This window comes from Streptomyces chrestomyceticus JCM 4735 (assembly GCF_003865135.1).
GTDB lineage: Bacteria > Actinomycetota > Actinomycetes > Streptomycetales > Streptomycetaceae > Streptomyces > Streptomyces chrestomyceticus.
In genome coordinates, this window is record NZ_BHZC01000001.1 from 6,158,891 (window position 1) to 6,185,767 (window position 26,877).

At 71.6% G+C, this 26,877-nt stretch carries 22 protein-coding genes; 16 read left to right on the top strand and 6 right to left on the bottom strand.

Annotated features, from left to right (window positions below; genetic code table 11):
• Positions 1-148: 148 nt before the first annotated feature.
• The 5 genes from EJG53_RS40710 to EJG53_RS26695 all read left to right on the top strand — a co-directional run bounded on the left by EJG53_RS40710 (position 149) and on the right by EJG53_RS26695 (position 3,943).
• Positions 149-1,954 carry a YwqJ-related putative deaminase gene (locus tag EJG53_RS40710; RefSeq protein WP_154806400.1) on the top strand — a complete coding sequence of 602 codons (1,806 nt, stop codon included), beginning with the start codon at positions 149-151 and terminating at the stop codon, positions 1,952-1,954.
• 21 nt (positions 1,955-1,975) lie between these two features.
• Positions 1,976-2,437, top strand: coding sequence for an SUKH-3 domain-containing protein (locus EJG53_RS26680; protein WP_167515171.1), 462 nt, complete (start codon positions 1,976-1,978; stop codon positions 2,435-2,437).
• A 3-nt stretch (positions 2,438-2,440) separates the two neighbouring features.
• The gene (locus EJG53_RS26685) at positions 2,441-2,827 is read left to right on the top strand and encodes a YwqJ-related putative deaminase (protein ID WP_125046997.1); all 387 of its coding nucleotides are present in this window, start codon (positions 2,441-2,443) and stop codon (positions 2,825-2,827) included.
• A 3-nt stretch (positions 2,828-2,830) separates the two neighbouring features.
• Positions 2,831-3,412, top strand: coding sequence for an SUKH-3 domain-containing protein (locus EJG53_RS26690; protein WP_125046999.1), 582 nt, complete (start codon positions 2,831-2,833; stop codon positions 3,410-3,412).
• 174 nt (positions 3,413-3,586) lie between these two features.
• Positions 3,587-3,943, top strand: coding sequence for a hypothetical protein (locus tag EJG53_RS26695; protein ID WP_244955354.1), 357 nt, complete (start codon positions 3,587-3,589; stop codon positions 3,941-3,943).
• Between the two features lie 91 nt (positions 3,944-4,034).
• Here EJG53_RS26695 and EJG53_RS26700 read toward each other — a convergent pair whose 3' ends face one another.
• A complete protein-coding gene (locus EJG53_RS26700) occupies positions 4,035-5,102 on the bottom strand; it encodes a mechanosensitive ion channel family protein (RefSeq protein ID WP_125047003.1) in 1,068 nt (355 codons plus the stop codon).
• A gap of 277 nt (positions 5,103-5,379) precedes the next feature.
• On the opposite strand from EJG53_RS26700, the gene EJG53_RS26705 reads away from it, so the two are divergent.
• The gene (locus EJG53_RS26705) at positions 5,380-5,916 is read left to right on the top strand and encodes an HNH endonuclease (protein ID WP_003982442.1); all 537 of its coding nucleotides are present in this window, start codon (positions 5,380-5,382) and stop codon (positions 5,914-5,916) included.
• A gap of 95 nt (positions 5,917-6,011) precedes the next feature.
• Here the strand turns inward: EJG53_RS26705 and EJG53_RS26710 are convergent, their stop codons facing one another.
• Positions 6,012-9,122, bottom strand: coding sequence for a beta-N-acetylglucosaminidase domain-containing protein (locus EJG53_RS26710; protein ID WP_244955680.1), 3,111 nt, complete (start codon positions 9,120-9,122; stop codon positions 6,012-6,014).
• Between the two features lie 761 nt (positions 9,123-9,883).
• Here EJG53_RS26710 and EJG53_RS26715 point away from each other — a divergent pair.
• Both EJG53_RS26715 and malQ read left to right on the top strand, forming a co-directional pair.
• The gene (locus EJG53_RS26715) at positions 9,884-10,201 is read left to right on the top strand and encodes a hypothetical protein (RefSeq protein WP_125047005.1); all 318 of its coding nucleotides are present in this window, start codon (positions 9,884-9,886) and stop codon (positions 10,199-10,201) included.
• Positions 10,201-12,405, top strand: coding sequence for a 4-alpha-glucanotransferase (gene malQ, locus EJG53_RS26720; RefSeq protein WP_125047007.1), 2,205 nt, complete (start codon positions 10,201-10,203; stop codon positions 12,403-12,405). Before EJG53_RS26715 ends, malQ begins: the two co-directional genes overlap by 1 nt.
• A gap of 165 nt (positions 12,406-12,570) precedes the next feature.
• Here the strand turns inward: malQ and EJG53_RS43405 are convergent, their stop codons facing one another.
• A complete protein-coding gene (locus EJG53_RS43405) occupies positions 12,571-12,699 on the bottom strand; it encodes a hypothetical protein (RefSeq protein WP_280526785.1) in 129 nt (42 codons plus the stop codon).
• 75 nt (positions 12,700-12,774) lie between these two features.
• On the opposite strand from EJG53_RS43405, the gene EJG53_RS26725 reads away from it, so the two are divergent.
• The 5 genes from EJG53_RS26725 (at position 12,775) to alc (ending at position 18,193) form a co-directional block, all read left to right on the top strand.
• Positions 12,775-14,349, top strand: a complete 1,575-nt coding sequence (locus tag EJG53_RS26725) for an alpha-L-fucosidase (protein ID WP_125047009.1) — start codon at positions 12,775-12,777, stop codon at positions 14,347-14,349.
• A 78-nt stretch (positions 14,350-14,427) separates the two neighbouring features.
• Entirely contained in the window at positions 14,428-14,670 is a 243-nt protein-coding gene (locus EJG53_RS26730) for a hypothetical protein (RefSeq protein ID WP_030020579.1), read from the top strand.
• A 233-nt stretch (positions 14,671-14,903) separates the two neighbouring features.
• On the top strand, positions 14,904-15,881 hold the full coding sequence (locus tag EJG53_RS26735) for an acyl-ACP desaturase (RefSeq protein WP_125047011.1): 978 nt from the start codon (positions 14,904-14,906) through the stop codon (positions 15,879-15,881).
• A 33-nt stretch (positions 15,882-15,914) separates the two neighbouring features.
• Positions 15,915-16,880, top strand: a complete 966-nt coding sequence (locus EJG53_RS26740; protein WP_125047013.1) for a LysR family transcriptional regulator — start codon at positions 15,915-15,917, stop codon at positions 16,878-16,880.
• Between the two features lie 155 nt (positions 16,881-17,035).
• Positions 17,036-18,193, top strand: a complete 1,158-nt coding sequence (gene alc, locus EJG53_RS26745) for an allantoicase (protein WP_125047015.1) — start codon at positions 17,036-17,038, stop codon at positions 18,191-18,193.
• A gap of 234 nt (positions 18,194-18,427) precedes the next feature.
• On the opposite strand, the gene pepN is transcribed toward alc, so the two are convergent.
• A complete protein-coding gene (pepN, locus tag EJG53_RS26750) occupies positions 18,428-21,004 on the bottom strand; it encodes an aminopeptidase N (RefSeq protein WP_125047017.1) in 2,577 nt (858 codons plus the stop codon).
• A 112-nt stretch (positions 21,005-21,116) separates the two neighbouring features.
• On the opposite strand from pepN, the gene EJG53_RS26755 reads away from it, so the two are divergent.
• The 3 genes from EJG53_RS26755 to EJG53_RS26765 all read left to right on the top strand — a co-directional run bounded on the left by EJG53_RS26755 (position 21,117) and on the right by EJG53_RS26765 (position 22,271).
• Positions 21,117-21,347 (top strand): ribbon-helix-helix domain-containing protein, encoded by a 231-nt coding sequence (locus EJG53_RS26755; RefSeq protein WP_125047019.1) that lies wholly within the window; start codon positions 21,117-21,119, stop codon positions 21,345-21,347.
• On the top strand, positions 21,334-21,681 hold the full coding sequence (locus tag EJG53_RS26760; RefSeq protein ID WP_125047021.1) for a type II toxin-antitoxin system PemK/MazF family toxin: 348 nt from the start codon (positions 21,334-21,336) through the stop codon (positions 21,679-21,681). The genes EJG53_RS26755 and EJG53_RS26760 overlap by 14 nt, the downstream gene beginning before the upstream one ends.
• Before the next feature lie 68 nt (positions 21,682-21,749).
• Positions 21,750-22,271, top strand: coding sequence for a DUF1203 domain-containing protein (locus EJG53_RS26765; RefSeq protein ID WP_125047023.1), 522 nt, complete (start codon positions 21,750-21,752; stop codon positions 22,269-22,271).
• 72 nt (positions 22,272-22,343) lie between these two features.
• Here the strand turns inward: EJG53_RS26765 and EJG53_RS26770 are convergent, their stop codons facing one another.
• Together EJG53_RS26770 and EJG53_RS26775 are read right to left on the bottom strand one after the other, a co-directional pair.
• Positions 22,344-23,375, bottom strand: a complete 1,032-nt coding sequence (locus EJG53_RS26770) for an aspartate-semialdehyde dehydrogenase (protein ID WP_125047025.1) — start codon at positions 23,373-23,375, stop codon at positions 22,344-22,346.
• Between the two features lie 83 nt (positions 23,376-23,458).
• On the bottom strand, positions 23,459-26,794 hold the full coding sequence (locus tag EJG53_RS26775) for a S8 family serine peptidase (protein ID WP_125047027.1): 3,336 nt from the start codon (positions 26,792-26,794) through the stop codon (positions 23,459-23,461).
• Positions 26,795-26,877: the final 83 nt, after the last annotated feature.

The following is a 26,877-nucleotide window of genomic DNA, read 5'->3' on the forward strand; positions in this document are numbered from 1 at the left end:
TGGTGGAGCGGAGGCCGTGGAGCGGGACCGTGGAGTCTGCTGAAGATGTCGGCTCGATATCCTCTTGAGGAACCGTTCTCGCAGGTGGAAGCGTCCTCCGGACTGTTACCAGTGTGTTCGGGTGTGCTCAACGGGGGGCGTGTTCCGCATGGGTGTCGTACTGCCGGGATGGGCGGACGAAATCCTCGACATCATCGGCGTGTCCTGGCCGAATGTCGACGAGGACGACTACCGCGAGATGGCGACGGCCATGCGCGAGTTCGCCGGTGACATCAACGACGGCGCGGGTCAAGCGCACGAGGCGGTGCAGGCGCTGGTCTCCTCGGCGGGCGGCGGCCAGGCCGCGGAGGCGCTGAACGCCCACTGGGGCAAGATCAACGGTACGCATCTGACGAAGCTCGCGCACTGCGGTGAGCTGGCCGCCACCGCGCTGGACGGCGTCGCCGTACTGATCGAGGGCGCCAAGCTGGGCGCGATCGTCCAGCTTGGCATCCTGGCCGCCGAGGTCATCGCGGCCCAGGCCGCCGCCCCCTTCACCTTCGGCCTCTCCGAACTGGGGGCTCTCGGCGCCACCCAGGCCACCCGCGTGATCGTCAAGCGCCTCTTCAAGGAAGTCTGCCAGCAGGTCGCTGAGCAGGTCGTCAGCATCGCCCTGACTCCGGTGGAGGAGGCGCTGGGCGCGATGGTCGGCGACCTGGTCGTCCAGCTCGGCGCCAACGCACTGGGAGTCCAGGACGGCGTCGACCTGGGCCGGACCACGAAGGCGGGCAAAGAGGGCTTCGGCCAGGGCGTGCAGGGGGCCAAGGACGCCGCCGGCAGCTCGATGCAACTGCTGAGCGCGAGCGGCGGGGGTGGCGGTACGGGCGGTGGTTCCGGCAGTGGCGGCTTCACTTTCGATCATGACGCCCACGACAAGGCCGTCACCGGCCTGCAGAGCGCCGGCGGCCACTTCCGCAACAACGCGGGCGGCAAGATCGGCCGCGCCAGACATCACCACAGCCGCACGCGCGGCAAGGACGTGATCGCGGACTCGGCCAATGCGGTGGTCGACAAGCTCGTCGACGGCCTCGAAGACGGCGTGAAGAAAGCCGCGAAGCACCTCGACGACAGCATGACCCGCGGCGTCAAACAGATGGCCAAGAACCACAAGGAGAACGATCAGAAACTCTCCAGCCACTTCTCCGGCCTCGGCAAGGGCGAAAAGGACCCGAAGGCTCCGAAGGGAGCTGACGCCGGAGGCGGCGGGGGTGGTGGGGGCGGCCGCCCGCCGGGAAAGGGAAAGACCGGCGGAGGCGGGGACGGTGCGCGTGATCCTTGGTGGCACGGGCACAGTGCCGATCAGATGCGGCACCATCGTGGTGAGCCCGTCGACGTTTCGGGCGATGACCGGCCGACCCAGTTGAATCGCCTGGAGAACGAGGCCGTCAAGCTGGCGCACGAGGCTCGGGACGAGAAACACCAGAACAGTAACATTCCGGGAAAGGACTACCGTAAGGACGGTTGTTCAGGGAGCTTCCTGCATGATGGCATCATCACCTCTCACACGAGTTCCACGCGACGGAAACCTTCTGGGGGCCCAAATTCCAGAGGTGGTCAACCTCAGGAATACCCAAGGGCTCATCCGGCGTTGCAGCAGGTTCTCGACGATGTGAAGCAGGGATTCTTGGACATGGATGAGAATCCTGCGGCCGGGCACGGAAAGTGTGCTGAGGTGTCGCTCATATCCGACCGTCTGCATCAGATGGACCCGGACGGGACGAAGATACGAACCCCCGACGATGCCCGGCGGGCACTGGAGGGAGGGGTCATCCATACGCGGCAGTTGGGGGATGATGTCAGAAGGCATCCGGATACCAGAGAGAAGTATGTGCACATGCCGCACGGTGCGTACAAGAAGCCCTGCGACTCCTGTCAGCCGATGCTGGACAGGTTGGGCATCATCGCGCATCGTTAACTGCTGTCCTGTGGGAGAGACGTGACCGACGGAAAATCGAAATACGACATCGACCAGTGGCTTCGCGACAACGGATGGACGCCCGAGAGGGATGTCTCCGACCGTATCCCGGACTTCATCGAGGATGCCGTCCAGCAGGCTGAGGACGACGGTCACCCTGCTCCGGTGTTCGAGGCCGCGAAGCGGTTTCTGGTTTCTTACGGGCTGTTGGAACTCCGGCACCCGAGAAAAGCTGACTGGGTACTGGAGACGAACCCGGCCGGAGGTCATGAGGGTGACTTCGAGGATATCGCCGAACTGTCCGAGGAGTTGGGCATCGGGCTGTTTCGTGTCGGGTACGATGAACCTGAGTCGGCGAGCATTTTGATGGATGAATCCGGGCGCTTCTACTATCATCACTGGTCCGACAACTACTTCCTCGGCAACAATGAGCGCGAGGCTTTCGCCAATTGGCTGGTGAACAACTATCAAGGATTGGGCTGAATCATGTCAGGACTGATTCCCGGTACGGCGTCGTCGCTGCTGGTGCAGGGGAAGGTGTTCAGTCACACCAATCTCACCGGCGACGGCGAGCCCAATCTGCACCCAGCGGTACGGGACTTCTTCGACCACCTGCCGGTGGAGGACCGGGAACCGTTCCTCGGATACTGCGCGGAGTCCGCCCTCGTTTCGGACCAACTGTGGGGGCTCGACGCGGGGAACCCCGGCGCTCCGCTCACTCTTGCCGACGCTGCACCGCACTTCGCCGGCTCCGCCATGGTGTCCAAGAAGGTCCGCGAACATGGGGACCCCGAGCACGGTCAGTCGACGGCCCCGTGTTCCGCCTGCGGAAAGCTGCTGAGCGAACTGGGCATCGAGTTCATCGGAGCGTAGAAGGTGGGCGAGGGGGAGGGCCGTACGGGCGACGCCGTGCGCAGTGCGGTTGCGGTACTTACCGGTGCGGGCTGGCATCCGTCACGGGATGCCGGCTCGGAAGCGCTGATGGCGATTCTGGAAACGGTCAGCACGGTCGGTACCCGAGCGGGTGTGCGATGGGAGCTGTTTCCCGCCGCGGAGCGCGCCTTGCGCGCCTTTCACGGCCTGGAGACGGTCGCCTGCGGTGCGGGCGTGGAGGTTGCCGTGCGTGGGATTTCCATCGATCCGCGCGAAGGCCGCCACGCGTCGCAGACGTTCCACGACTTCGGTGCCCGGATCGGCTGCCGCACTTTTCCGCTGGGCATCCACGGCGAAGAGTCCCTGCTGGCCGTGGACGAACAGAGTCGTCTCTTCATGGTCAACCACGGGGGCTGGTGGTATCTCGGCGATTCGGTGCTCGCCGGGCTGGCCGTGCTGATCGAGGGGCGGCGGCCGAAGCGGGTGCGGGAGGACGGGTCGTGGGAGCCGATGGAGGTCACTCAGGGCCACGGTTCGGGTGCCGGTACTGAGGCTGAGGCTCAGGTGCGGGATGTGTTCGGGTGAGGGGCGCAGATGCGGAGGATAGGGGGTGGGGTGAAGAGGGGTATTGAGTTGGATCCGCCTTGTGGGGTTACGGGGTTTCCGTTCGGGGCCACGGTGGGCGCGGTCAAGGGTGAGGCTGCGGAATGGGGGCAGGTCGCGGTTCAGGATGTGGGTGTCGCCGATCCTGTCCGGTGTATGAAGGCCCTGCTGCTGCACCCGCAGTTCGAGGTTGTCTTTCACTTTGAGGACGGGCGGACGCTCACAGCGGCCGAGGCGTGGATTCTGGGCCCTGGACCTGAAGAGATCACGGTGAGTTTCCGGGGTGTCGATGTCTTCCGTACGCCTGCCCGTGTGCTGCTGGAGCGCCTGCGGGAAATGGGGCTCACCGTCCATGACGAGACGCTCTACGCGAATGTGCCCCAGCTTTCTCTGGGCTTCACGCGTGTCGCCGGGCGTGAGGTTCCGCTGGACAGTGATGGGGAGCCGTTGTACTTCCAGGCGGTGCTCACCGGGCCGGTCGGCTATTACGACTTCCTGATGGTGGAGGGCTGAGCCGGGATACGAGCGCGCCTCAGTCCCTTGCACGTGACGCCGCCCCGGACCGGAAGTCGGTCCGGGGCGGCGGTGTGGTGTTCTGTGACGGTTACTTCCCCAGATTCGGCGGCGGTATCGGTGTAGTCGCCAGGGACTGCGGTGATGTCGGGCTGGCCAGGGCCGACGGGGCCGCTACCGCGGCGGACGGGTCGGGGGTGGGGGGTTCTTCTTCGGTGGAGAGGGGGCGCGGGGCGAGGGTGATGCCTTCGGTGTCGAGGGCCTTCTTGATGCGCCAGCGGAGTTCGCGTTCTATGCCGGGGGCCTTGCCGGGCATGGTCTTGGCGGAGACGCTGATGGTGACGGAGTCGAGGTGGACCTCGCTGAGGCCGAGGACCTCGACGGGCTCCCAGAGCTGTTCGTTCCAGGGCTCGGCCTTGGACATCTCCTCGCCGGTGGCGGTGATGATCTCGCGGGCGCGGTCCAGGTCCTGGTCCGGGGCGATCATGACGTCGACGGTGGCGGTGGACCAGCCCTGGCTGAGGTTGCCGATGCGCTTGACCTCGCCGTTGCGGATGTACCAGATGGCGCCGTTGGGGCCGCGCAGCTTGGTGACGCGCAGGCCGACCTCGACGACCGTACCGGTGGCCACGCCCGCGTCGATCTCGTCGCCGACGCCGTACTGGTCCTCCAGGATCATGAAGACGCCGGAGAGGAAGTCGGTGACGAGGTTGCGGGCGCCGAAGCCGATGGCGACGCCCGCGACGCCGGCGCTGGCGAGCAGCGGGGCCAGGTTGATCTTGAGGACGGACAGGACCGTCAGGGCGGCGGTGCCCATGATGACGAACGACGCGACGCTGCGCAGCACCGAGCCGATGGCCTCGGAGCGCTGGCGGCGGCGCTCGGCGTTGACCAGGAGCCCGCCCAGCGCGGTGCCTTGGGCGGCCGTCGCGGTGCGGTTCATCCGTTCTATGAGCTTGGTGATCGTGCGCCGGATCACATGCCGCAGGATGACGGCGATGATGATGATCAGCGCGATCTGCAGGGCGGACGTGAGCCAGGTCGCCCAGTTCTCCTCCACCCATCCGGCGGCGTTGGTGGCCTTCTCCGTGGCGTCGTCGAGCGACGCCCGGCGGTGCGCGCCGGGCGGCGTGGCGGCTGGGGAAGCGGACCAGAACACAGCAGGAACCTCCGTGTGGGACAGCAGACCCGGGTCGGGACCTACCGTGCCCCGGGCAGACCAACCACACTAACGGGGCAACGGGGGCGGTCCGCGCCGGTGTTCGAGAGTGACCGGACCAATTACGGGTCTGTTCGGGGGGAAGTAAAGCGGTGTGGTCGAAAACACCTCGGACCCGTTACCCGGTGATGGTGGCGCTCCGACCAGGCACCGGGGGACACTGTGGAGAGATCGTCCCGGCGCGAGCCACGCGCCGCCGGCGTACAAGGAGGCACCCGTGCCGCATGTCCTGGTCCTCAACGCGTCGTACGAGCCGCTCGGCGTCGTACCGCTCCGCCGCGCGCTCATCCTCGTCCTCAACGAAAAGGCCGTCAGCCTTGAGGAGTCCGGCGCCCTGATGCACAGCGCGACCCGTGTGATGCCCGCTCCCAGTGTGGTCCGCCTCAAGCGGTTCGTGCGGGTGCCTTTTCGCGGTCCCGTCCCGTTGACCCGCCGTGCCCTCTTCGCCCGGGACGGCGGGCGGTGCATGTACTGCGGTGGCGTCGCAACCAGCGTCGACCACGTCGTTCCGCGCAGTCGTGGCGGGCAGCACACCTGGGAGAACGTCGTCGCCGCGTGCCGCCGCTGCAACCACGTCAAGGCCGACCGGCATGTCGCCGAGATCGGCTGGCGGTTGCGGCATCAGCCCGCGCCGCCGTCCGGCCTGGCCTGGCGGATCATCGGCACGGGGCATAGGGACCCCCGGTGGCTGCCATATCTGCAGCCGTACGGGGCGGATGACGCGCTGGCCCGGATCGACGCCGTATCGGCATAGGTCCGGGTCTTTTGCGTGGTGAGGGGGAGCGGCCTCCCGGCGGCCGCCCCCGTTCCGTACGCTTTCCGGCGGCCGCCCCCGGCCCGTACGCCTCCCTAGCGCCCGCCGCCCGGCCACGCCTCATGGGCCGACGGCCCGCTTCCGGGCGTGTCCCCGGGCTTCCCCGGCCGGGCCGGCGTGCCGGGACGGTCGCCGCCGGGGCCGGACGGCCGGGAGGGCGGCGGCCCGGGGTGGTCCGAGTCCTTCACCGCGTACGCCTCCACGCTCCACAGTGAGTAGCCGAAGCGGGTCGCGCGCCGGTCGCCCTGGATGCGGACGAAGCGGACGTCCTTCGCGTCCATCCGGAGGGTCTCGCGGCCGCCCTTGCCGTCGCGGACGGTGGCCGCCGTGCGCCAGGTGATGCCGTCGGACGACACCCGGACCGTGTAGGCGGCCGCGTACGCGTCCTGCCAGCTGAGGGTGAGGCGGCCCAGGCGGGCCGGGCGCGGCAGTGTGAACTGGAGCCAGGCGTCGTCCTGGGCGGGGGAGGACCAGCGGGTCTTCGGGTCGCCGTCGGTGGCGGCGGTGGCCGGGAACTCGGACGTCTCGTCGCCGGAGGAGGTGGCCTCGGCGCCGCGGGCCAGATCGGGGCCCGCGGTGGGCGGGTAGGTCCGGACGGTCAGCGTCCGCTTCTGGTCGCCGTAGGTGACCGGGATCTCGTACGTGCCGGACTTGGCGTCGCGCGGGACCGTGACCTGGATACGCGCGGTGGCGGTGCCGCCGCGCGGGGCCGTGACGTGCTCCGGCGCCCGTACGGTGAAGCCCTCGGGCGCCTTCACCGTGAGCTTGCCCTCCACGTCGGCGGGGCGGCGGGAGAAGATCCGGGCGTCCACGGAGAAGGTGCCGCCGGTGTCGGCGTCGATCTCGTCGTGCGCCAGTTCCAGGCCCGCTGCCGGGGTGTCGGCGAACCACGGGGTGAAGGAGTGCACGGACGGCGCGGCGGTGCCGTCCTTCCAGGCCAGCCGGATGCTGTCGGCCTTCATGCCGCGCGCCTCGGTCTGCGTCCAGCCGGTGCCGGAGAGGCCGCCGAGGCGCCGCCAGCCCTCGCCGGGGACGTGCGCCTCCACGGACACGGCGGCCGCCGACGGGCTCGGCTCGGTGAGTGAGGTGACCGCGGTCAGCGGGCGGGGGCGGCCGAAGGGGACGGTCAGGGAGGTGGGGCGGGCGTCCTGGTCCGGCGGCGGGGCCGTTTCGGAGCGGTCGGAGCGGGCGCCGGTCCAGGCGTCGGACTCGGTCATCGCGCGGTCGAGGAAGGGGCCCAGAACGCCCTTTCCGACCGTCACGGGGCTCTTTTTGATCTTTTTCAGCAGGTCCTGGACGGCGCGCTGTGCGGTCCAGGCGGCGGAGCCGTCGCCGCGGGCCTGCGCCATCAGCATGTCGACGGCACGCTCGCCCGCCGAACCGTACCGTGCCAATTGGCGCGCCCAGGGACGTACTTCGTCGGCCAGGCCGGGGGAGAGGCGTTCCGGCGCGCCGCTCATCGTGTGGAAGGCGGCGCGCAGCCGGGCCGCGGCCTTGGTGTAACGCTCGTCGTCGCCCCGGTTGTCGCTGTCGGTGGCGTCGGCGCGCGCCTTCCAGAACGCGTCGATCAGCGGCTTGAGATACGCGGACTCGTCGGTGCCGAGGACCGAGGAGGCGTCGTTGCCGGCCAGCGCGTGCAGCGCGGCGCGGGAGGCGGCGTCCCCGCCGGAGAGGTCGTCGACGGCGGCCTCCCAGGAGGCGCCGGGCCGGTAGCCGCGCGGGTTCCAGGCGTAGTCGGCGGCCGTGAACAGCGCGATGCGGGACGCGGTGGGCTGCGCCATGGCGTTGGCCAGCAGCGCGCTGGAGCCGGCGGCGACGGCGGGTTCGCGGCCCGTGTAGGGGCCGAGGAAGATACGGTCCTGCGCGTAGTCGTTGACCGGATAGTTGTCCATCGTGACCATCCGGTGTCCGAACACCTCGCGGGCCTCGGCCAGTTCCCCGCCGGTGATGGTACGGGGGACGACGCCGACGCCGGTCCACGCGACCTCGACCCGGTCGGACAGCGCGACCGCCAGCGCCTCCCGGTAGGCGGTCGAGCCGTCCTGGTAGTACTCGGTCGGCAGCAGGCTGAGCGGCGGCGCCTCGGGGTGCCGCTCGGCGAGGTGGGCGGCGAGCGCGTCCGCCACCTTGGCGTGCGCCTTCGCGGCGGCCTCGGGGCCGGAGCCGAAGGTGTCGGCGTCCGCGTCGCAGTGCCACTCGCTGTAGCTGACGTCCTGGAACTGGAGCTGGAAGGCGCGCACGCCCAGCGCCCACATCGCGTCCACCTTGCGGCGCAGCGCCTTCAGGTCGTCCTCGGAGGACATGCACATGGCCTGCCCGGGAGAGACGGCCCAGGCCAGCGTCACATGGTTGGCGCGGGCCCGGGCGGCCAGCGCGCGGAAGTCCTCGCGCTGCTCCGCCGGGTAGGGGTCACGCCACCGGAACTGGCGGTACGGGTCGTCGCCGGGCGCGTAGAGGTAGCGGTTCTGCTTCGTACGGCCCATGAAGTCGAGCTGGGACAGGCGCTGCTCGCGGGTCCAGGGCTGGCCGAAGAAGCCCTCGGTCATGCCGCGTACGGCGGTGCCGGGCCAGTCCCGTACGACGGCCGCGGCCAGCTCCTTGCCGCTGCCCGCCTTGCCGCCGCTCTCGGAGCGCTCCACGATGAGCTGGCGCAGGGTCTGTACGGCGTGGAAGAGGCCGTCCGGGCCGACGCCGTCCAGGGCGACCGTGTCCCGGCCCGCCACCTCGCCGACCGCGAGGCGGTAGCCGCCGGAGGGCAGGTCCCCGCGGGCGGGTGCGCGCAGGGCCCGTAGCGCGGTCTCGGCGTCCGGGCCGCCGACGCGGAACACCGGGCCCTCGCCGGGCAGCGCTTGGCCCGGGGCGGCGTCGTGGACCGTACGGACTCCGGCGTCGCGCAGTACGGCGCGCAGCGCGCTCAGGGCGTACGGGTCGGCCTCGGCATCGGCGACGAGGGTGGCCTCGCCGTCCAGCGCTACGGACGCGCCGCCCGGCCGCATCGACTGCGGACGCGGCCACACGGCGGGCAACTGCCCGGCGGAAACGGTCCGGCCGGTGCCGTCGGCCTGGCCGGGCAGGTCGGGAGTGCCGACGGCCGGGTCTGCGGGGGCCGCGTACACAGGGGCGGTGCTGCCGAGGAGCCCGCCGATGACGGCGGCGGCGAGGGCGGTGGCCCCGGCGACCCGCGCGCGGGCCCCGGCCCGTACGGCGCCGAAACGGCCGGTGCCACCGGCGCCGAGGCTGCCGGTGCCGATGCTGGTGGGGCCGGTCAGAGGGGTGGCGGCGCCATCGGTACGGCGCGCCGCGGCCTCTCCGGCCCAGGAGGCGTCGCCGTCCCCGGCCCGGGAGGCGTCGCCGCTCCCGGCCCCGCCGATGTCCTTGCCCTGCCTGCCGACCTGTCCGGCGTCCCGAACGCCGCTCCGGACTCGCACGGTCTCTCCTCAGTCCCCGTCGTCCCACTCACCCGGCCGGCCGGTGACGCACCGGACGGCCGCAGCCCGGCCGCCCCGCGGCCGCGCGCCCCTGAGCCGGCTGTCGCGGCGGGGGCCTCGTACCCCGTGGAAACCCGCCGGACCTGCCTTCGGCAGTGAGCCCACCACTCTGGCGGTGAGGGTGTCAACGGCAGCACACCAAGTGCCGGGTTTGCCCTGTGCGACCGGCGTGTCGCGACGTTTTCCAGGGGCCGCCGGAGGGGGCGGGGCGGGGCGCCGGGAGGGGTCCGAGGCGCTGAAGGACTTCCTTCGGAACGCCTCTCCGGTGGGCAGCTCTGCGCCGTCACCCGTCCGCCACCGGCAAATCGCCTGCACGAGGGATGTGTGACCTGGACCACGTTGGTTGAATGGATACGTCTGCGACCGCCCGGAGTGGGTAGGGCAGGTCGTGTCCCACCACCGACGAACGGGAGGCCCCCGTGGCCGCGTCCGCTCAGCTTCTCCTCGACGCACTGTCGTCCGCCCCCGAGTACCCGGCAGAGCGTGTCAAACCCTCCGGACCGGAGAATTTCCGGCTGGAGAAACCCGTCGAGCCGGATCTGTTCGACGGCGTGTCCGACCCCGACTCCGGTCTGGACGGCTCCGGCTCGCTCTGCTTCTGCGAACCGCCGCTGACCAGCGAGCCCCCGCTCGCCGACGCCGCCCCGCTCACCAGTGAGTCCCCGATCGCCGCCGAGCTGCCGCTGACCAGCGAGCCCACCGCGGCCGGCCTGGGTACGGAGACCATGGAGGTCTGATGGGCCGACCGCGGCTCGCCGGTCTGCACGGTGTGTGCACGTCCTATGAGCCCGCACCGGGCCGTGTGGAACACGTCGGTGACGACACCGTCGTCGCCGTCCTCGCCGCGCTCGGGGTCGACGCCTCGACTCCGCACGCCGTACGCGCCGCTCTGGAGGCGTACGACCACGGCGCGGGCCGGGCCCTGCTCCCGCCCACCGTCGTGGTGCGCCCGGGGCGCCCGCCGAAACTTTCGCGCCTGCCCGAAGGCACCGCCCTACGGGTGGAGACCGAGTCGGGCCAGGTGCTCGACTGGGGGCCGGACCCCGGAGGCCGCCCGGAGGGCGCGTACGAGCCGCCCGCCCGGGGCCGGGGCCGCGACGGCGCCCGCACGCCGCGCCGGACCTCCGCCCGCACTCCTGACCGAGTTCCTGACCGAGCCCCCGACGACACCGAGGGCCGTATCCCCCGCGGCACCGTGGGCGGTCTCCCCCTCGGCATCCACACCCTGCGCGCCCACACTCCCGACGGCCGCTCCGCCCGCGCCCACCTGATCGTCGCCCCCGACCGGATGCCCGCGCCGCCCCGCCGCACCCACGGCTTCATGGTGCAGCTCTACTCCCTGCTCTCCGGCCGCTCCTGGGGCATGGGGGACCTGGGCGACCTCGCCGACCTGGCCGCCTGGTCCGGACGCGCGCTCGGCTGCGGCTTCGTACAGATCAACCCGCTGCACGCCGCCGTACCGGGACCGCCCACCGACCCCTCGCCGTACCGCCCCTCCTCCCGCCGCTTCCCCGACCCCGTCCATCTGCGCATCGAGGACATCCCCGAGCTGGGCTGCCTCGAAGGCGCGGCGCGGTCCCGGTTCGACGCGCTGCTCGTACGGGCCCGGACGCTGCGCGAGGCGGTGCTGCGCAAGGGCGCGCTGATCGACCGGGACGCCGTGTGGGAGCTGAAGAAGGAGGCGCTGGAGCTGCTCTGGAAGGTGCCGCTGAGCCCCGGGCGGCGCGCCGCCTACTGCGACTTCCTCGCCGAGCAGGGCACGAGTCTGGAGGACCACGCCACCTGGTGCGCGCTGGCCGAGCTGTACGGGGCCGACTGGCGCGGCTGGCCCGCCGGTCTGGACGACCCGCGTTCGGCCCGGACGGCACGGATGCGGAGCAGCCTGCTGGACCGCATCGACTTCTACAGCCGCCTCGCGTGGTTCACCGACCAGCAGCTCGCCGCCGCCCAGCGCGCCGCCGAGGAGGCCGGGATGGGCATCGGGCTGGTGCACGACCTGGCCGTCGGCGTCCACCCCTCCGGGTCCGACACCTGGGCCCAGCAGGACGCCTTCGCGGCCGGCATGTCCGTGGGCGCGCCGCCGGACGCCTTCAACTCGCGCGGCCAGGACTGGGGCCTGCCGCCCTGGCGGCCGGACGCGCTGGCCGCCCAGGGCTACGCCCCGTACCGCGGTCTCCTGCGCGGCATGCTGCGGCACGCGGGCGCCCTGCGCATCGACCACGTCATGGGCCTGTTCCGGCTGTGGTGGGTGCCGGAGGGCCGGCCGCCGACGGAGGGTACGTACGTGCGGTACGACGCCGAGGCGATGCTCTCCGTCCTCGCCCTGGAGGCGCACCGCGCGGGCGCCGCCGTCATCGGGGAGGACCTGGGGACGGTCGAGCCGGTGGTCCGTACGGAGCTGGCCGGGCGGGGTGTGCTCGGCACGTCCGTCCTGTGGTTCGAACGTGACTACACCAAAGAGCCGGCCCGGCCGCTGCCGCCCGGCGACTGGCGCGCCGACTGCCTGGCCACGGTCACCACGCACGACCTGCCCAGCACGGCGGCCAGGCTGACCGGGCAGCACGCGGCGCTCCGGCACGGCCTCGGGCTGCTGGACCGCCCGCTCCACGAGGAGCAGGCGGCGGAGGCGGTCGAGGTCGGCGAGTGGCTGGAGACGCTGCACCGGCTGGGGCTGCTGCCGGAGGGGCGGGGGAACGAGGAGGCGGCGGTCAAGGCCCTGCACCGCTATCTGCTGCGGACGCCCGCCCGGATGGTCGGGGTGTGGCTGCCGGACGCGGTGGGCGACCGGCGGCCGCAGAACCTCCCGGGGACCTGGGACGAATACCCCAACTGGCGGCTGCCGGTCACCGATCCGGCGGGGCGCCCGCTGTCCTTGGAGGAGATCGCGGCATCGCCCCGGCTCCATGCGCTGATGAGCGAACTGCGCACGTCGGGGCGGTGATCGGGCCGGTACGGCCGGAAGGGCGGCGGCTCGCACCCGTCCGGCTGCTGTCTTCCGGCCGCCCCGGCCGTACGGCACCATGCCGTGGACGCCGTCCAAGAGATCCGACCCCTTCCGGTCGGGGAGTTGGAGGGAACCATGGCAAGAAGCCGATCACGCGCCCGTTTACGCGCCCGCTTCCGCACCGTCTTCGCGCTCACCGTCGCCGCTGCCCTCGCGCTGCCGTTCCCGCTCCAGGCCACCGCCGCCGACGGACGGCCGGAACCCGTCCAGCCGCCGGCCTTCGCCCGTCATCCCGTCCAACCGCCGCTCTTCGCCCCTCAACCCGCCGCGAACTCCTGCCAGGGCCCCGTACGCCCCGCCTCCCAGATGACCGTCCTGCCCTGCGACACTCCGGCCCGGATCATCGAGAAGGCCGCCCACATCGTGCCGACCACCGCGCAGCGCGCCTGGCAGGAGCGTGAGGTCACCGCGTTCACGCACTTCGGCATGAACACCTTCACCGGCCGCGAGTGGGGCTCCGGCACCGAGGACCCGACGTGGTTCGCGCCGCCGCGCCTCGACGTCGACCAGTGGATGCGCGCGTACAAGGCGGCGGGCGCCGAGCAGGTCATGCTGACCGTGAAGCACCACGACGGCTTCGTGCTCTACCCCAGCCGCTACACTCCGCACACCGTCCGGGCGAGCCCCGGAAGGCCGGACGTCGTCGGCGCGTACGTGCGGGCCGCCCGCAAGGCCGGGCTCGCGGTGGGCTTCTACCTCTCCCCGTCCGACGGCGCCGAACTGCCGCACGCCTGGCACGCGCGCTGGGTCGAGGAGGTCCGGCGCAAGCAGGCCGAGGGCAAGCCGCTCAGCCTGCCCGAACGGGTCGCCCTGGAGGACCGCGGCCGGGCGCCCGCCGGGCTGGGCCGCTTCGGCAACGGCAGCCCCGTCACCGAGCGCACCCTTCCCACCCTCGTCCCCGGTGACGACCGCGCCGACGCCGTACGCGACGGACGGCTGCCCTCCTTCACCGTCCGCGCCGACGACTACGACGCGTACTACCTCAACCAGGTCTACGAACTGCTCACCCAGTACGGCCCGGTCGAGGAGCTGTGGCTGGACGGCGCGAACCCGTGGGCGGACGCCGGTATCACGCAGAAGTACGACGTGCGCCAGTGGTTCGAGACGATCCGCCGCCTCTCGCCCCGCACCGTCGTCTTCCAGGGGCCGCAGGGCGTGCGCTGGGTCGGCAACGAGCGGGGCGTGGCGCGCGAGACGGAGTGGAGCGTTACCCCGTCCGCCGTCGACCCCTGGTCGGTGCTCTCCGGCGGCCTGCCCAACGACTCCACCGACGCCGACATCGGCTCCCGCGCCAAGCTGCTGGCGCCCACCACCCAGTACCTCCAGTGGTATCCGGCGGAGGCGGACGTCTCGATCCGGACCGGCTGGTTCCACCACCCCTGGGAGCGGCCCAAGACGCCCGCCCAGTTGCTGGGCCTGTACGAGAAGAGCGTGGGCCGCAACGCGTCGTTGCTGCTCAACGTGCCGCCGGCGCCCGGCGGGCGGATCGATACGGCGGATGTCGCGGCCCTCACCGGCTTCGGGCGGGCCGTACGGGAGACGTACGGGAAGGATCTCCTGGCAGGCGGCCGGGACCTGCTGAAGGACGGCCGGGACGTCTCCGCGGGCGGCCGCTCCGTGCCCGCACACCCCGCCGGCATCACATTCGACCGCATCGGACTCGGGGAGGACCCGCGCTACGGCCAGCGGGTGGAACGATTCGCCGTCGAGGCGCGGACCGGCGGGACCTGGCGGCGGATCGCCGGCGGGACGACCGTCGGCCACCGGCGCGTCCTGGCGCTGCCCGCGCCGGTGACCGCCGACGCCGTACGCGTACGGGTCCTCGCGGCCCGCGCCGCCCCGCACCTGACGCCGGTGACGGCCCACCGGTCCCGCACCTGAACGGGCTCTGAGGGGCCGGGTCAACCGTTAGGCCACCCCGGGCGCGCGAGGGTGAACGGCGTCCGATACGTTGACCTCGTGAGCAATCTGGTCAAGAAGAACGCCCTGCGCGCCGGAACCATCACGGCCGGCACCGCGCTGATGCTGCTGATGTCGTCCCCCGCGTTCGCGCTCACCCGCGACGATGGTGACGACCCGGGTCCGGGCCTGAGTGTCGTCCAGACGCTCGGCCTCTATGTCGCCGCTCCCATCGTCCTCTTCCTGGTCATCGCCGGCCTGGTCATGGCAGGCGACAAGTCCCGCAAGCAGTCCAAGGCCTGACCCAGGACTCCCGCAGGACTCCGACAGGATTCCTCCCCACGCCTCTTCGAGGGCGCCCGCAGGTTCGCGAGAACCGGCGGGCGCCCTCTTTTTCGTGCCCGCGTATACCGCACCGGGCCGCTGCCCCCTGTCGCGGAGGGCGGGATTCCGCCGAGGGCTTGTTTTCACACGGCCCTAACCTACGATGGCGTAACCTACGGAGCCGTAGGTAACCCCGTCCCCATGGAGTACCCGTGACCATTGCCCCCGACCGCCATGCAGAAGAGCGCGGCCAGGCCGCATGGAGCGACGCCCGGCTGCTGTACGCCCTCGAAGAGGTCGTCGAGAAGGAGCTGAACCGGCACCTGAAGGTGGCCAAGGACTGGATGCCGCACGAGTACGTGCCCTGGAGTGACGGCCGCAACTTCGACGGCGTCATGGGCGGCGAACCGTGGGCCCCCGAGCAGTCCAAGGTCAGCGACATAGGGCGGACCGCCCTGGTGGTCAACCTGCTGACCGAGGACAACCTGCCCAGCTACCACCACGAGATCGCCACCCTCTTCGGGCGGGACGGCGCCTGGGGCACCTGGGTGCACCGCTGGACGGCGGAGGAGGGCCGGCACGGCATCGTCATGCGGGACTACCTGCTCACCAGCCGGGCCGTGGACCCGGTCGAGCTGGAGAACTTCCGGATGGCGCACATGTCGGCGGGCTTCGAGTCCGACAACGCGCACAGCATGCTGCACTCGATCGCGTACGTCGCCTTCCAGGAGCTGGCGACCCGTATCTCGCACCGCAACACCGGCCACCACTCCGGCGACCCGGTCTGCGACCGGATGCTGTCCCGCATCGCCACCGACGAGAACCTGCACATGGTCTTCTACCGGAACCTGCTCGCCGCCGCCTTCGAGCTCGCGCCCGACCAGACCATGTGCTCCGTACGGGACGTGGTCACCGGCTTCCGGATGCCGGGGCACGGCATGCCCGGCTTCGAGCGCGCCGCGGCCCGGATGGCGATCGGCGGGATCTACAACCTGCGCATCCACCACGACGACGTGCTCCAGCCGGTGCTGCGCTACCTGAAGGTGCTGGAGATCGGCGGCCTCGGCCCGGCCGGGCTGCGGGCCCAGGAGGAGCTGGGGACGTACCTGGGCGGGCTGGACGACCAGGCGCGCAAGTTCGACGAGCGGCTGGCGGCCCGGGAGGCCCGCCGGGCGGCCCGCGGCCGGTAGGGCCGCCGACCGCCCGGTGCGTACGCTGCCCGCATGGCCGACTGGGACATCAAGAAGCTGCGCATCCTGCGCACCCTCCACGAGCTGGGCACGGTCACGGCGGCCGCCGAGGCGCTGCACCTGACGCCGTCCGCGGTGTCGCAGCAGCTCGCCGGGCTGGCCAGGCAGCTCGGGGTGACGCTTCTGGAGGCCCACGGCCGGCGGGTGCGCCTGACGGACGCCGCGCACCTCGTCCTGCGGCACGCCGAAGCCGTCTTCGCGCAACTGGAACGCGCGGACGCCGAGTTGCTCGGCTACCTCCAGGGCGAGGCGGGGGAGGTGCGGGTCGGCGCGTTCTCCACCTCGATCCCCGCGCTGGTGGTACCCGCCGTACGGGACCTGCGCGGCTCGCACCCCGGCCTCGCGGTGTCCGTACGGGAGGCGGAGGCGGCGGAGGCGTACGAGCTGCTGGCGGAGGGCAGTGTCGACCTCGCGCTCTCGCTGGCCGCGCACGCGCCGACGCCGCGCGACCCGAAGTTCACCCGGCTCGCGCTGCTCGCCGACCCGCTGGACGTGGCGCTGCCCGCGGGACACCCGCTGGCGGACGAGCCGGGGCTGCGGCTGGCCGATCTGGCGGGCGAGCAGTGGATCTTCGGGAGCAGCGGTCCCTGGTCGCAGATCACGACGGCCGCGTGCGAGCACGCCGGATTCGTCCCGGAAAGGGCGCACGCCGCGGCCGACTGGGACGCGATCCTGGCGATGGTCGGCGCGGGTATGGGGGTGGCGCTGGTGCCCCGGATGGCGATGTCGGGGGCGCGGGGCCGGACCGAGCCGGTACGGGACGAGGGCGGTGCCGCCGCGGTGGCGGTGCGGGTGCTCCGTGCCGACCAGCCGCGACGGCATGTCGTGGCGGCGGTACGGCGCGGGGCGGAGGGGGCGCCGGGACTGGCGCGGGTGCTGGCCGCGCTGCGGCGGATCGCCGGGGAGGCGGCCGTGCCGCCGGGCGGGGCGGCTCTCTGAGGCGGCGGCCGTGCCGCGGGGCGAGACGGCTTGCTGAGGCAGACCGTTCAGTCAGCCTGAACGTAGCCTCCAGAAACTTTCGATAGACCTGGATTAATCGTTCCTGCGATCGTCGAGGAGTCCGCGTCACATCACCCCCTCACCGAAGGGCAGAGATGACCAGCACTCCGGCCGCCGCCTCCGCCACCGACCCGCACGCCAACGACGCCGCCCCGTACGGCGGCGGCGACCCGTACGCGGACTACCGCGGCGGGGACTTCCCCTTCACCTCGCTCGTCGACCTCGCCGACCGCCGCTTCGGCGCCGGCGTCATCGCCGCGAACGACGAGTTCTTCGCCGAGCGCGAGAACCTGCTGAAGCCCGGCCCCGCGGTCTTCGACCCGGAGCGCTTCGGCCACAAGGGCAAGATCATGGACGGCTGGGAGACCCGGCGGCGGCGCGGGGCCGACGGCGCGCACCCCTTCCCCACCGACGACGAGCACGACTGGGCGCTGATCCGTCTGGCCGCCCCCGGGGTCGTCCGGGGCGTGATCGTCGACACCGCCCACTTCCGCGGCAACTACCCGCAGCAGATCACCGTCGAGGCCACCGCGCTCCCCGGCAGCCCGGGCCCCGAGGACCTGCTCGCCGACGGCGTGAAGTGGGAGGAGCTCGTCCCCCGTACACCGGTGCGCGGCCACGCCGCCAACGGCTTCGGGGTGACGGCCGAGCGCCGCTTCACCCACCTGCGCCTCAAGCAGCACCCGGACGGCGGCGTCGCCCGGCTGCGGGTGTACGGCGAGGTCGTGCCCGACCCGGCGTGGCTGGACGTGCTCGGCACCGTCGACCTGGCGTCCGTCATGCACGGCGGCGTCGTCGAGGACGCCTCCGACCGCTTCTACTCCTCGCCCGCGCAGATCATCCAGCCCGACCTGTCCCGCAAGATGGACGACGGCTGGGAGAACCGGCGCCGCCGCGTCCGCGACACCCACGACTGGGTACGGTTCCGCCTCGCCGCGCAGGGCGAGATACGCGCCGTCGAGCTCGACACCGCGTACCTGAAGGGCAACTCGGCGGGCTGGGCGGCGCTCTACGGATGCGACGCGGAGACCGCCGACCCGTCCGACGACGCCTCCTGGTTCGAGATCCTCCCGCAGACCAGGCTCCAGCCCGACACCCCGCACCGCTTCGCGCTCCCGCGCCCGGTGACCGCGACCCACGTACGGCTGGACGTCTACCCCGACGGCGGCCTCGCCCGGATGCGCCTGCACGGCGACCTCACCGAGACCGGCCGCGCCGGACTGGTGTGGCGCTTCGACGAACTGAGCGGCTGACCCGGCCCCGCACCGCGCCCGCACCGGGCCTCACCGGAGGGGGGCGGGGCCCGGCGGCGACCGGCTCGCCCGGCAGACGGCAGCGCCCGGCGCGCCGCCTGCCGGGCGTCACCATGCCCGCGTCCGCACCGGTGCCCGGCCCGGACCGCGAAGCGCCGGGACGGTGCAGCGCCCGGACGGCGAAGCGCCCCGGACCACCCGGTCCGGGGCGCTTCCAGCGTGTCCGGCGCGCCGTTACGCGGCCGCTTCGTCCGCCCGCTGTGCCTTCAGCGCGCGCTCGATGCCGGAGCGGGACTCCGTCACCAGGCGGCGCAGGCCCGCGCCCGGTTCGGCCGAGCCGAGCCAGGCGTCGGTCGCGTCCAGGGTCTCCTGGGAGACCTGGAGGGACGGGTACAGGCCGACCGCGATCTGCTGGGCCATCTCGTGGCTGCGGCTGTCCCAGACGTCCTTGACCACGGCGAAGTACTTCTCCGCGTACGGTGCCAGCAGCTCCCGCTGGTCGGTCTGGACGAAGCCGCTGATCACGGCCTCCTGCACCGCGTTGGGCAGCTTGTCGCTGTCCACGACCGAGGCCCAGGCCGCCGCCTTCGCCTCGGCGGTCGGCCGGGACGCCCGCGCGGCCGCGGCGTGCCGCTCGCCCGCCGAGGTCCGGTCGCGCTCCAGCTCCGCCTCGATGACCTTCTCGTCGGCACGGCCGGTCGTGGCCAGCCGCTGGACGAGCGCCCAGCGCAGCTCGGTGTCCACGGCCAGGCCGGGCAGCTCCTGCGTACCGTCCAGCAGGCCCTGGACCAGGTCGAGCTGCGCGTCGGTACGGGCCGTGGCGATGAACGCGCGGGCCCAGGCGAGCTGGTGGTCGCTGCCGGGGGCCGCGGCCCGCAACTGCTCCAGCGCCGCCTCGGTCCACTTCGCGAGGCCGGTCTCCCGCCAGGCCGGGGCCGCGTACAGCTCCAGCGCCAGCTTCACCTGGCGGTGCAGGGACTGCACGACGCCGATGTCGGACTCCTTGGTGATGCCCGACAGCACCAGCTCCAGGTACTCGCGGGTGGGCAGCTCGCCGTCCCGCGTCATGTCCCACGCCGACGCCCAGCACAGCGCGCGCGGCAGCGACTCGGTGAAGTCGCCCAGGTGCTCGGTGACGACGCGCAGCGAATCCTCGTCCAGGCGGACCTTGGCGTACGACAGGTCGTCGTCGTTGAGGAGGATGACGGCCGGGCGGGGCGTGTTCGCGGGGAACGGCACCTCGGTGCGCTCGCCGTCCACGTCCAGCTCGATGCGGTTCGTACGGACGAGATTGCCGTCCTTGAGGTCGTAGCAGCCGATCGCGATGCGGTGCGGGCGCAGCACCGGCTCGCCCTTGGCGCCGGCCGGCAGCGCCGGGGCCTCCTGGAGCACGGTGAAGGAGGTGACCGTACCGTCCTCGGCGACCGTCAGCTCCGGTCGCAGCACGTTGATGCCGGCCGTCTCCAGCCACGCCTTCGACCAGGTCTTCAGGTCCCGGCCGCTGGTCTCCTCCAGCGCGCCGAGCAGGTCGGACAGGCGGGTGTTGCCGAAGGCGTGCGCCTTGAAGTACGCCTGCACGCCCTGGAAGAACTCGTCCATGCCGACGTAGGCGACGAGCTGCTTGAGGACGGACGCGCCCTTGGCGTACGTGATGCCGTCGAAGTTGACGAGCACGTCGTCCAGGTCACGGATCTCGGCCATGATCGGGTGCGTGGAGGGGAGCTGGTCCTGCCGGTACGCCCAGGTCTTCATCGAGTTCGCGAAGGTGGTCCAGGCGTGCGGCCAGCGGCTGCCGGGGGCGTGCGCCTGGCAGGCGATGGAGGTGTAGGTGGCGAACGACTCGTTCAGCCACAGGTCGTTCCACCACTCCATGGTGACCAGGTCGCCGAACCACATGTGGGCCAGCTCGTGGAGAATGGTCTCGGCACGGCCCTCGTACGCGGCGTCCGTCACCTTCGAGCGGAAGACGTACTGGTCGCGGATGGTCACCGCGCCCGCGTTCTCCATCGCGCCCGCGTTGAACTCCGGCACGAAGAGCTGGTCGTACTTGGCGAACGGGTACGCGAAGTCGAACTTCTCCTCGAACCAGTCGAAGCCCTGCCGGGTGACCTCGAAGATCGCGTCCGCGTCCAGGTGCTCGGCCAGCGACGGCCGGCAGTAGATGCCCAGCGGCACCGAGCGGCCCTCGCCCTCCCAGGTGCTGTGCACACTGTGGTACGGGCCGGCGATCAGCGCGGTGATGTAGGTGGAGATCCGCTGCGTCGGAGCGAAGCGCCACACGTTGTCCTGCGGCTCCGGCGCCGGCGAGTTGGAGATCACCGTCCAGCCCTCGGGGGCCTTGACGGTGAAGGTGAACGTCGCCTTCAGGTCCGGCTGCTCGAAGCTGGCGAACACCCGGCGGGCGTCCGGCACCTCGAACTGCGTGTAGAGGTACGCCTGCTGGTCGACCGGGTCGACGAAGCGGTGCAGGCCCTCACCGGAATTGGTGTACGCGCAGTCCGCGACGACCCGCAGCTCGTTGCGGCCCTCCCGCAGCCCCGCGAGCGCGATCCGGGAATCCGCGAAGACGGTGCCCGGGTCCAGGCTCTCGCCGTTGAGCACCACCTCGTGCACGGTCGGGGCCACCAGGTCGATGAACGATTCCGCACCCGCCTCGGCAGCGTCGAAACGCACCGTGGTCACCGACCGGAACGTACCGCCCTCACCCGCCTCCTGCGCACCGGAGAGGTCCAGATCGATCTCATACGCGTCCACGCTGAGCAGCCGCGCCCGCTGCTGCGCCTCGTCGCGGGTCAGATTCGTGCCAGGCACCCGTTCATCTCCTTCGCATCGGACTTTGGGCCATCCTTCCACGGAGGTGCGCCGCTGCGGAGGGTGGTATTGGGGGTGGCAATCGTAGTCCGACCAGAGTAGGATCAGGGGTATGAAGATCAGTGTGAGCCTGCCAGAAGAGGACATCGACTTCGTCGACGCGTACGGCAAGAAGACGGACGCCGAATCCCGATCGGCCGTGATACACGCGGCGGTCGAGCTGCTGCGCGCCTCCGAGTTGGAGGCGGACTACGCCTCGGCTTGGGAGGAGTGGGACGAGAGCGATGACGCTCAGCTGTGGGACCGGACCTCGGGAGACGGGATCGTTGATGCGGCGCGGTGACATCTATCTGGTCGACCTGGAGCCTGCCCGGGGTAGTGAGGCCAACAAGATGCGCCCCGCAGTTCTGGTGTCCAACGACGCGGCCAATCGGTCCGTGCAGCGCGCAGGGCGGGGCGTGATCACGGTGGTGCCCGTGACTTCCAACGTCACGCGGGTCTTCCCGTTTCAGGTGCTGCTGACTGCCGATGGTTGCGGGCTTTCGGGGGACTCCAAAGCCCAGTGTGAGCAGGTGCGTGCGGTGTCCGTCGAACGTCTGGGGCGACGAGTCGGCAGCGTCCCGGCGCGTGTACTGGTGGGCCTGGACGCAGCCCTCCGCCGGCACTTGGCGCTCTGAGCCGCGCCGCGGATCTCCCCGTCCGATTCCCGCCGGAAACAAGCCGGATGCCCGTCCACCCTGTACGTATGACGACGTACACACCCCTCCCCATCCCCGAAACCGCCCTCCGGCAACTGCGTGTCGCGGACGACTCCGGGCGGGCCATGGAGCCCTTCGCCGCCGGGTTCGTGAGGGACCGGGTGGGCAGTGTGGGCAGTCCGCTGCGCTGCTGTCTGCGGGGGATCGAGGAAGGCGATCAGGTCGCGCTCGTCTCGTACGCGCCGTTGCGGCGGTGGGCCGAGGAGTGGGGAGCGCGGCCGGGGGCGTACGACGAGTGTGGGCCGGTGTTCATTCACGCCGGGGAGTGCGGTGGGCCGGACGGCAGCCGCGCCGGGTACCCGTTCGCGCGGCCGGGGGCCCTGCGGACGCTGCGGAGGTACGACGCGGACGGGCACATCGTCGGCGGGCGGTTCTTCGAGATTCCGGAGGACGCGGAGGCCGGGTTTGACGCGGTGCTCGCGGAGGCTTTCGCGCGGCCGGAGGTGGTGCTGGTGCACGTCCGGGCGTTGGAGTACGGGTGCTTCCAGTTCGAGGTGCGGCGGCCGTAGCCGTACGGACGGATACGTCGCGGGGCCCGTACGGAAGATCCGTACGGGCCCCGCGACGCGTGCTGAAACGTCTCAGCCGCGCAGTTCCGCCGCGACCAGCTCCGCGATCTGGACCGCGTTCAGGGCCGCGCCCTTGCGCAGGTTGTCGTTGGAGAGGAACAGCGCCAGGCCGTGGTCGACCGTCTCGTCCTTGCGGATGCGGCCCACGTACGAGGCGTCCTGGCCGGCGGCCTGAAGCGGGGTGGGGATGTGCGAGAGGGCGACGCCGGGGGCGCCGGCCAGCAGCTCGTTGGCGCGCTCGGGGGTGATCTCGCGCTCGAAGCGCGCGTTGACCTGGAGCGAGTGGCCGCTGAAGACCGGGACGCGGACGCAGGTGCCGGAGACCTTCAGGCCCGGGATCTCCAGGATCTTGCGGCTCTCGTTGCGGAGCTTCTGCTCCTCGTCGGTCTCGTTCAGACCGTCGTCGACGATGGAGCCGGCCATCGGCAGCACGTTGAAGGCGATCGGGCGGACGTACTTGTCCGGCTCGGGGAAGTCGACGGCCGAACCGTCGTGGGTGAGCTTGGTGGCGTCCTGCTCGACGGCCTTGCGCACCTGCTCGTCCAGCTCCGCGACGCCCGCCAGGCCGCTGCCGGAGACCGCCTGGTAGGTGGAGACCACCAGCGAGACCAGCCCGGCCTCGGCGTGCAGCGGGCGCAGCACCGGCATGGCGGCCATGGTGGTGCAGTTCGGGTTGGCGATGATGCCCTTGCGGCGCTCGGAGATCGCCTGCGGGTTGACCTCGGAGACGATCAGCGGGACGTCGGGGTCCATCCGCCAGGCGGAGGAGTTGTCGATCACGACCGGGCCCGCGTCGGCGACCTTGGGGGCCAGCGCCTTGGAGGTCGAGCCGCCGGCCGAGAAGAGCACGATGTCCAGGCCGGAGTAGTCCGCGGTGGCCGCGTCCTCGATCGTGATCTCGGTGTCCTGCCACGGGAGCGTACGCCCGGCGGAGCGGGCCGAGGCGAACAGTCGCAGTTGCTCCACCGGGAAGTTCCGCTCGGCGAGGATGCCCCGCATCACGCCGCCGACCTGACCGGTGGCTCCGACGATTCCGATCCTCATGGCACTCCTTGTTCGGTACGTACAGCAGCGGAACGGGTGCCGTGGAGGGCACCCGCCCCGTTACTGTCCACTATCTCAGGCCGTTACGACACGACCTTTTCGATGCGCACGCCACCGCTGCCCGTGACCGTCCCGGACGCGTTCAGCAACTGGACCTCGCCGAAGAACTCGCGACCGGCGGGCGCCGGGCCCGCGACCGCGACCTCGGCCGTGACCTGCGTCGATGCTCCGCTACCCAGCTTCACCGGTTTCGACTCGTCCGTCTTGAGCGAACCGAGTCCGGTGGAGTAATACACATCACGGTAGTCGTAGGCGGTGCTGCCCGAGGGGATCGCGTAGCCGTCCACGACGACGGTGTAGGTGCCCGGCGCGGGCTTGGCGATGCTGACCGCCTCGTCCGAGGTGCCGGTCGCCGACGAGGCGACGACCTTGCCGCCGAGCAGGACGCTCAGGTCCAGGTCGGCCTTGGCGTCGGCGGGCGCGCCGATCGCGGCGTCCAGCCGGGACACACCGCTGCCCACGACGATCTCGTACCGCTGCGACTCGCCCTCCTTGATCGTCGGGCGCTGCGTACGGGACGAGCCCAGCTCGCCGCCCTTGAGGGTGCCTTCGACGGCGGCGAAGGCGTTGCCGACCTTCCAGGACACCGGGGCCGGGCTGCCGACCTTGGCCTCCGGCAGGACGCGGACGGCCGGGTCGAAGGTGGTGCCGAGGGTGGCCGCGGTGACCGTGTACGGGTTGTCCAGCAGCGGCGAGGTGCGCCGCGACTCGACCTCGATCTCCCAGACGCCGGGCGCCGGGTTCTTGTAGGTGCGCCGCGTCGGGTCGCACGTGTTGGCGGGGTTGGGGTAGTTCGGGTAGCAGTTCGGGGTGCCGGTCGGGTCGACCGGGACGCCCTGCGGGCTGAGGGCGATCCAGCGGGTCTGGCTGCCGGCCGCGAGCCCGCTCATCGAGACCTGGAGGGCCTTGGCGCCCTTCGGGACGGTGATGAAGTGGGAGGTGGTGGCGTTGCGCTGGACGGTGCCGGACTTGGCGACCGCGTGGGTGGGCGCGGCCAGCGGCTCGGCGGCCACGACGGTGGCGAGGATCTTGCGGTCGACGCCCTCGGTGCGCGGGTCGTCCAGGTCCACGGTGACGCTGTGGATGCCGGCGGTGCGCGGCTTGGCGGTGATCTCGAAGGTCACCGGCTGGTTCAGCGGCAGCCAGACCGCGCCGTCCTCGTCCGGCAGGTCGAAGGTGCCGTCGTTGTTGATCAGGTCCAGCTCGTGCCGGACGGGGCGGTCGGGGCCGGTGGTACGGGTGAGGGTGATCTCGTACGTCCGGGACTGGCGCACCTTCAGGCCGCCCTCGCGGTCGTACAGGCCGGTGCCGTAGCCGGGCGTCTTCAGGAAGTCGGACAGGGCCGTCTTCACGGGGGCGCGGACGGTGTACTCATGGGCGGCGGCGCCGTGCCGGATCGCGGACCAGGCGGCGCGGATGTCCATCAGGCCGGAGCCCTGCTCGTACGACTGGAAGCCCTTGATCTGCTTGGCGGTCGAGGTGAGCGCGGTGCGCAGCTTCGCCGGGGGCAGCGCGACGCGCTGCTGCTTCGCGGCGGACAGCAGCAGCGCCGAGGCGCCGGTGGCCTGCGGTGCGGCCATCGAGGTGCCCTGGAGCATGGCGTAACCGGGCGGCAGCTCGTAGCCCGCTTCGGCGGTGGGGCTGCCGGGCTCCCAGGTGGGGATGGTGTTGATGGAGGCGCCGGGCGCGGTGATGATCGGCGTGAAGCCGCCGTCCTCGCGCGGGCCGCGGGAGGAGAACGGGAGCATGGCGTACTTGCGCGTCACGGCCGAGCCGTAGTTGGCCGCCCAGGTCTCCTTGGAGATGGACGCGCCGACGCTGACGACCTTGTCGGCCAGGCCGGGGTCGCCGATGGTGTTGGCGCCGGGGCCGCTGTTGCCCGCCGAGATGACCAACTGGACGCCGTAGGTGTCGATCAGCCGGGTGTACAGCTCGGCGCGGGCGTTGTTGCCGTCGTTGAGCGCGGGCAGGCCGCCGATCGACATGTTGACGATGTCCACGCCGCGCTTGGTGACGAGGTCGATCATGCCCTCGGTGAGCGCGATGTTGGTGCAGCCGCCGCTCCAGGTGCAGGCGCGCGAGGAGACCAGCTTCGCGCCGGGCGCCGCGCCGTTCATCTTGCCGCCGAACAGGCCGTTCGCCGCGGTGATGCCCGCGACGTGGGTGCCGTGCTCCGACTCGACGACGCCGATGTTGACGAAGTCGGCCTTCTTGCCCGTCCAGTCCCCGCCGAGCGGGTCCATCGGGACGTCCTTGCGGATCTCCACCGTGAAGGGGATGCGCTCGGCGATCGGGGTGCTCGGGTCGTCCTTGCCGAAGTAGCCGATGTCGAAGCCGTCCTTGTACGGCTTCATGGGCTGGTCGTCGGTGAAGTCGCCGTTGTCGTTCAGGTCCACCCGGACGGTGCCGGCAGCCGGGTCGTAGAGCACGCCCCAGCGGTCGGTGGTGTCCCCGTCGCGGTTCAGGTCGCCCTTCATGTCGCCGCCCGTGGTGGCGGCCTCGGCGAAGGTGCTGACCAGGTACGAGCCCGCGGGGGCCTTCCAGGTCCGGCCGCCGTAGGTGAAGGACGGGCCGGAGACCGCGGTGGTCATCGGGCGCCAGGTCTGGTCGCCGTCGCTGATCGGGTCGGTCGCGGTGACCCAGTCGACGATCTTGCGCTCGCCGGTGGTGGTCTTCTGCAGCGCGGGGTGCGCCAGGTCCACACCGGAGTCGAGGATGCCGATGGTCACGCCGCGGCCGTCGGCCTTCGGGTGGTCGCGGACGAAGTCCACCGCGCCGGTCTCGAAGGACGGCTGGTACGGGTTCTTCGCCGGGGTGTCCTTGCCGGGCGCCGGGTAACTTCCGGCCTGCGGCCTGCCCTGGTGCTTGCTGTCCGCGCCGGGCCGCGGGTCCGGCAGCTTGATCTCCTGGCGGAGGTCGATGGCGTGCACGGAGGACAGCTTCTGCATCTTCGCGATGGCCGCGTCGGCCTGGGCGGTGGGCACGGTGGCCCGGACGTAGCCGAGCTTGTCGTCCGTACGCCCGACGGAGGCGCCCTTCAGGGAGTCCAGCCCCGCGGCCGCCTGCTCGGTGGCGCCCGGCGCGGTGGCCAGCATCATCGAGACGAACCGGGCGCCGCCGGACTTGGCGCGGGCGAGCAGCTCGGCGTCCTGCGAACCGAGCTTGTCGTGCGGGGACTTCGGCGCGGGTGTGGTGCCGGCGGATATTCGGGCGTCCGCGTCGGTGCCTGCCGCGAAGGCGGCGCCGGCCGCGGTGAGCGCGGGCCCGGCCGCGGTGGCGACGGCGATCGCCGCGACGGCCGCGACCCGGGCCGTGCGTCTTGCCCGGCCCGCGGGCGGGCGTCCTGTGTCGGGGGTCATGGCACACCTCTTAGGGGGTGGAGGGTCCGGAAATCGAACCCGTATAACCGCTCAATATGACGTAACGGGGTGGGGTTTGGGGA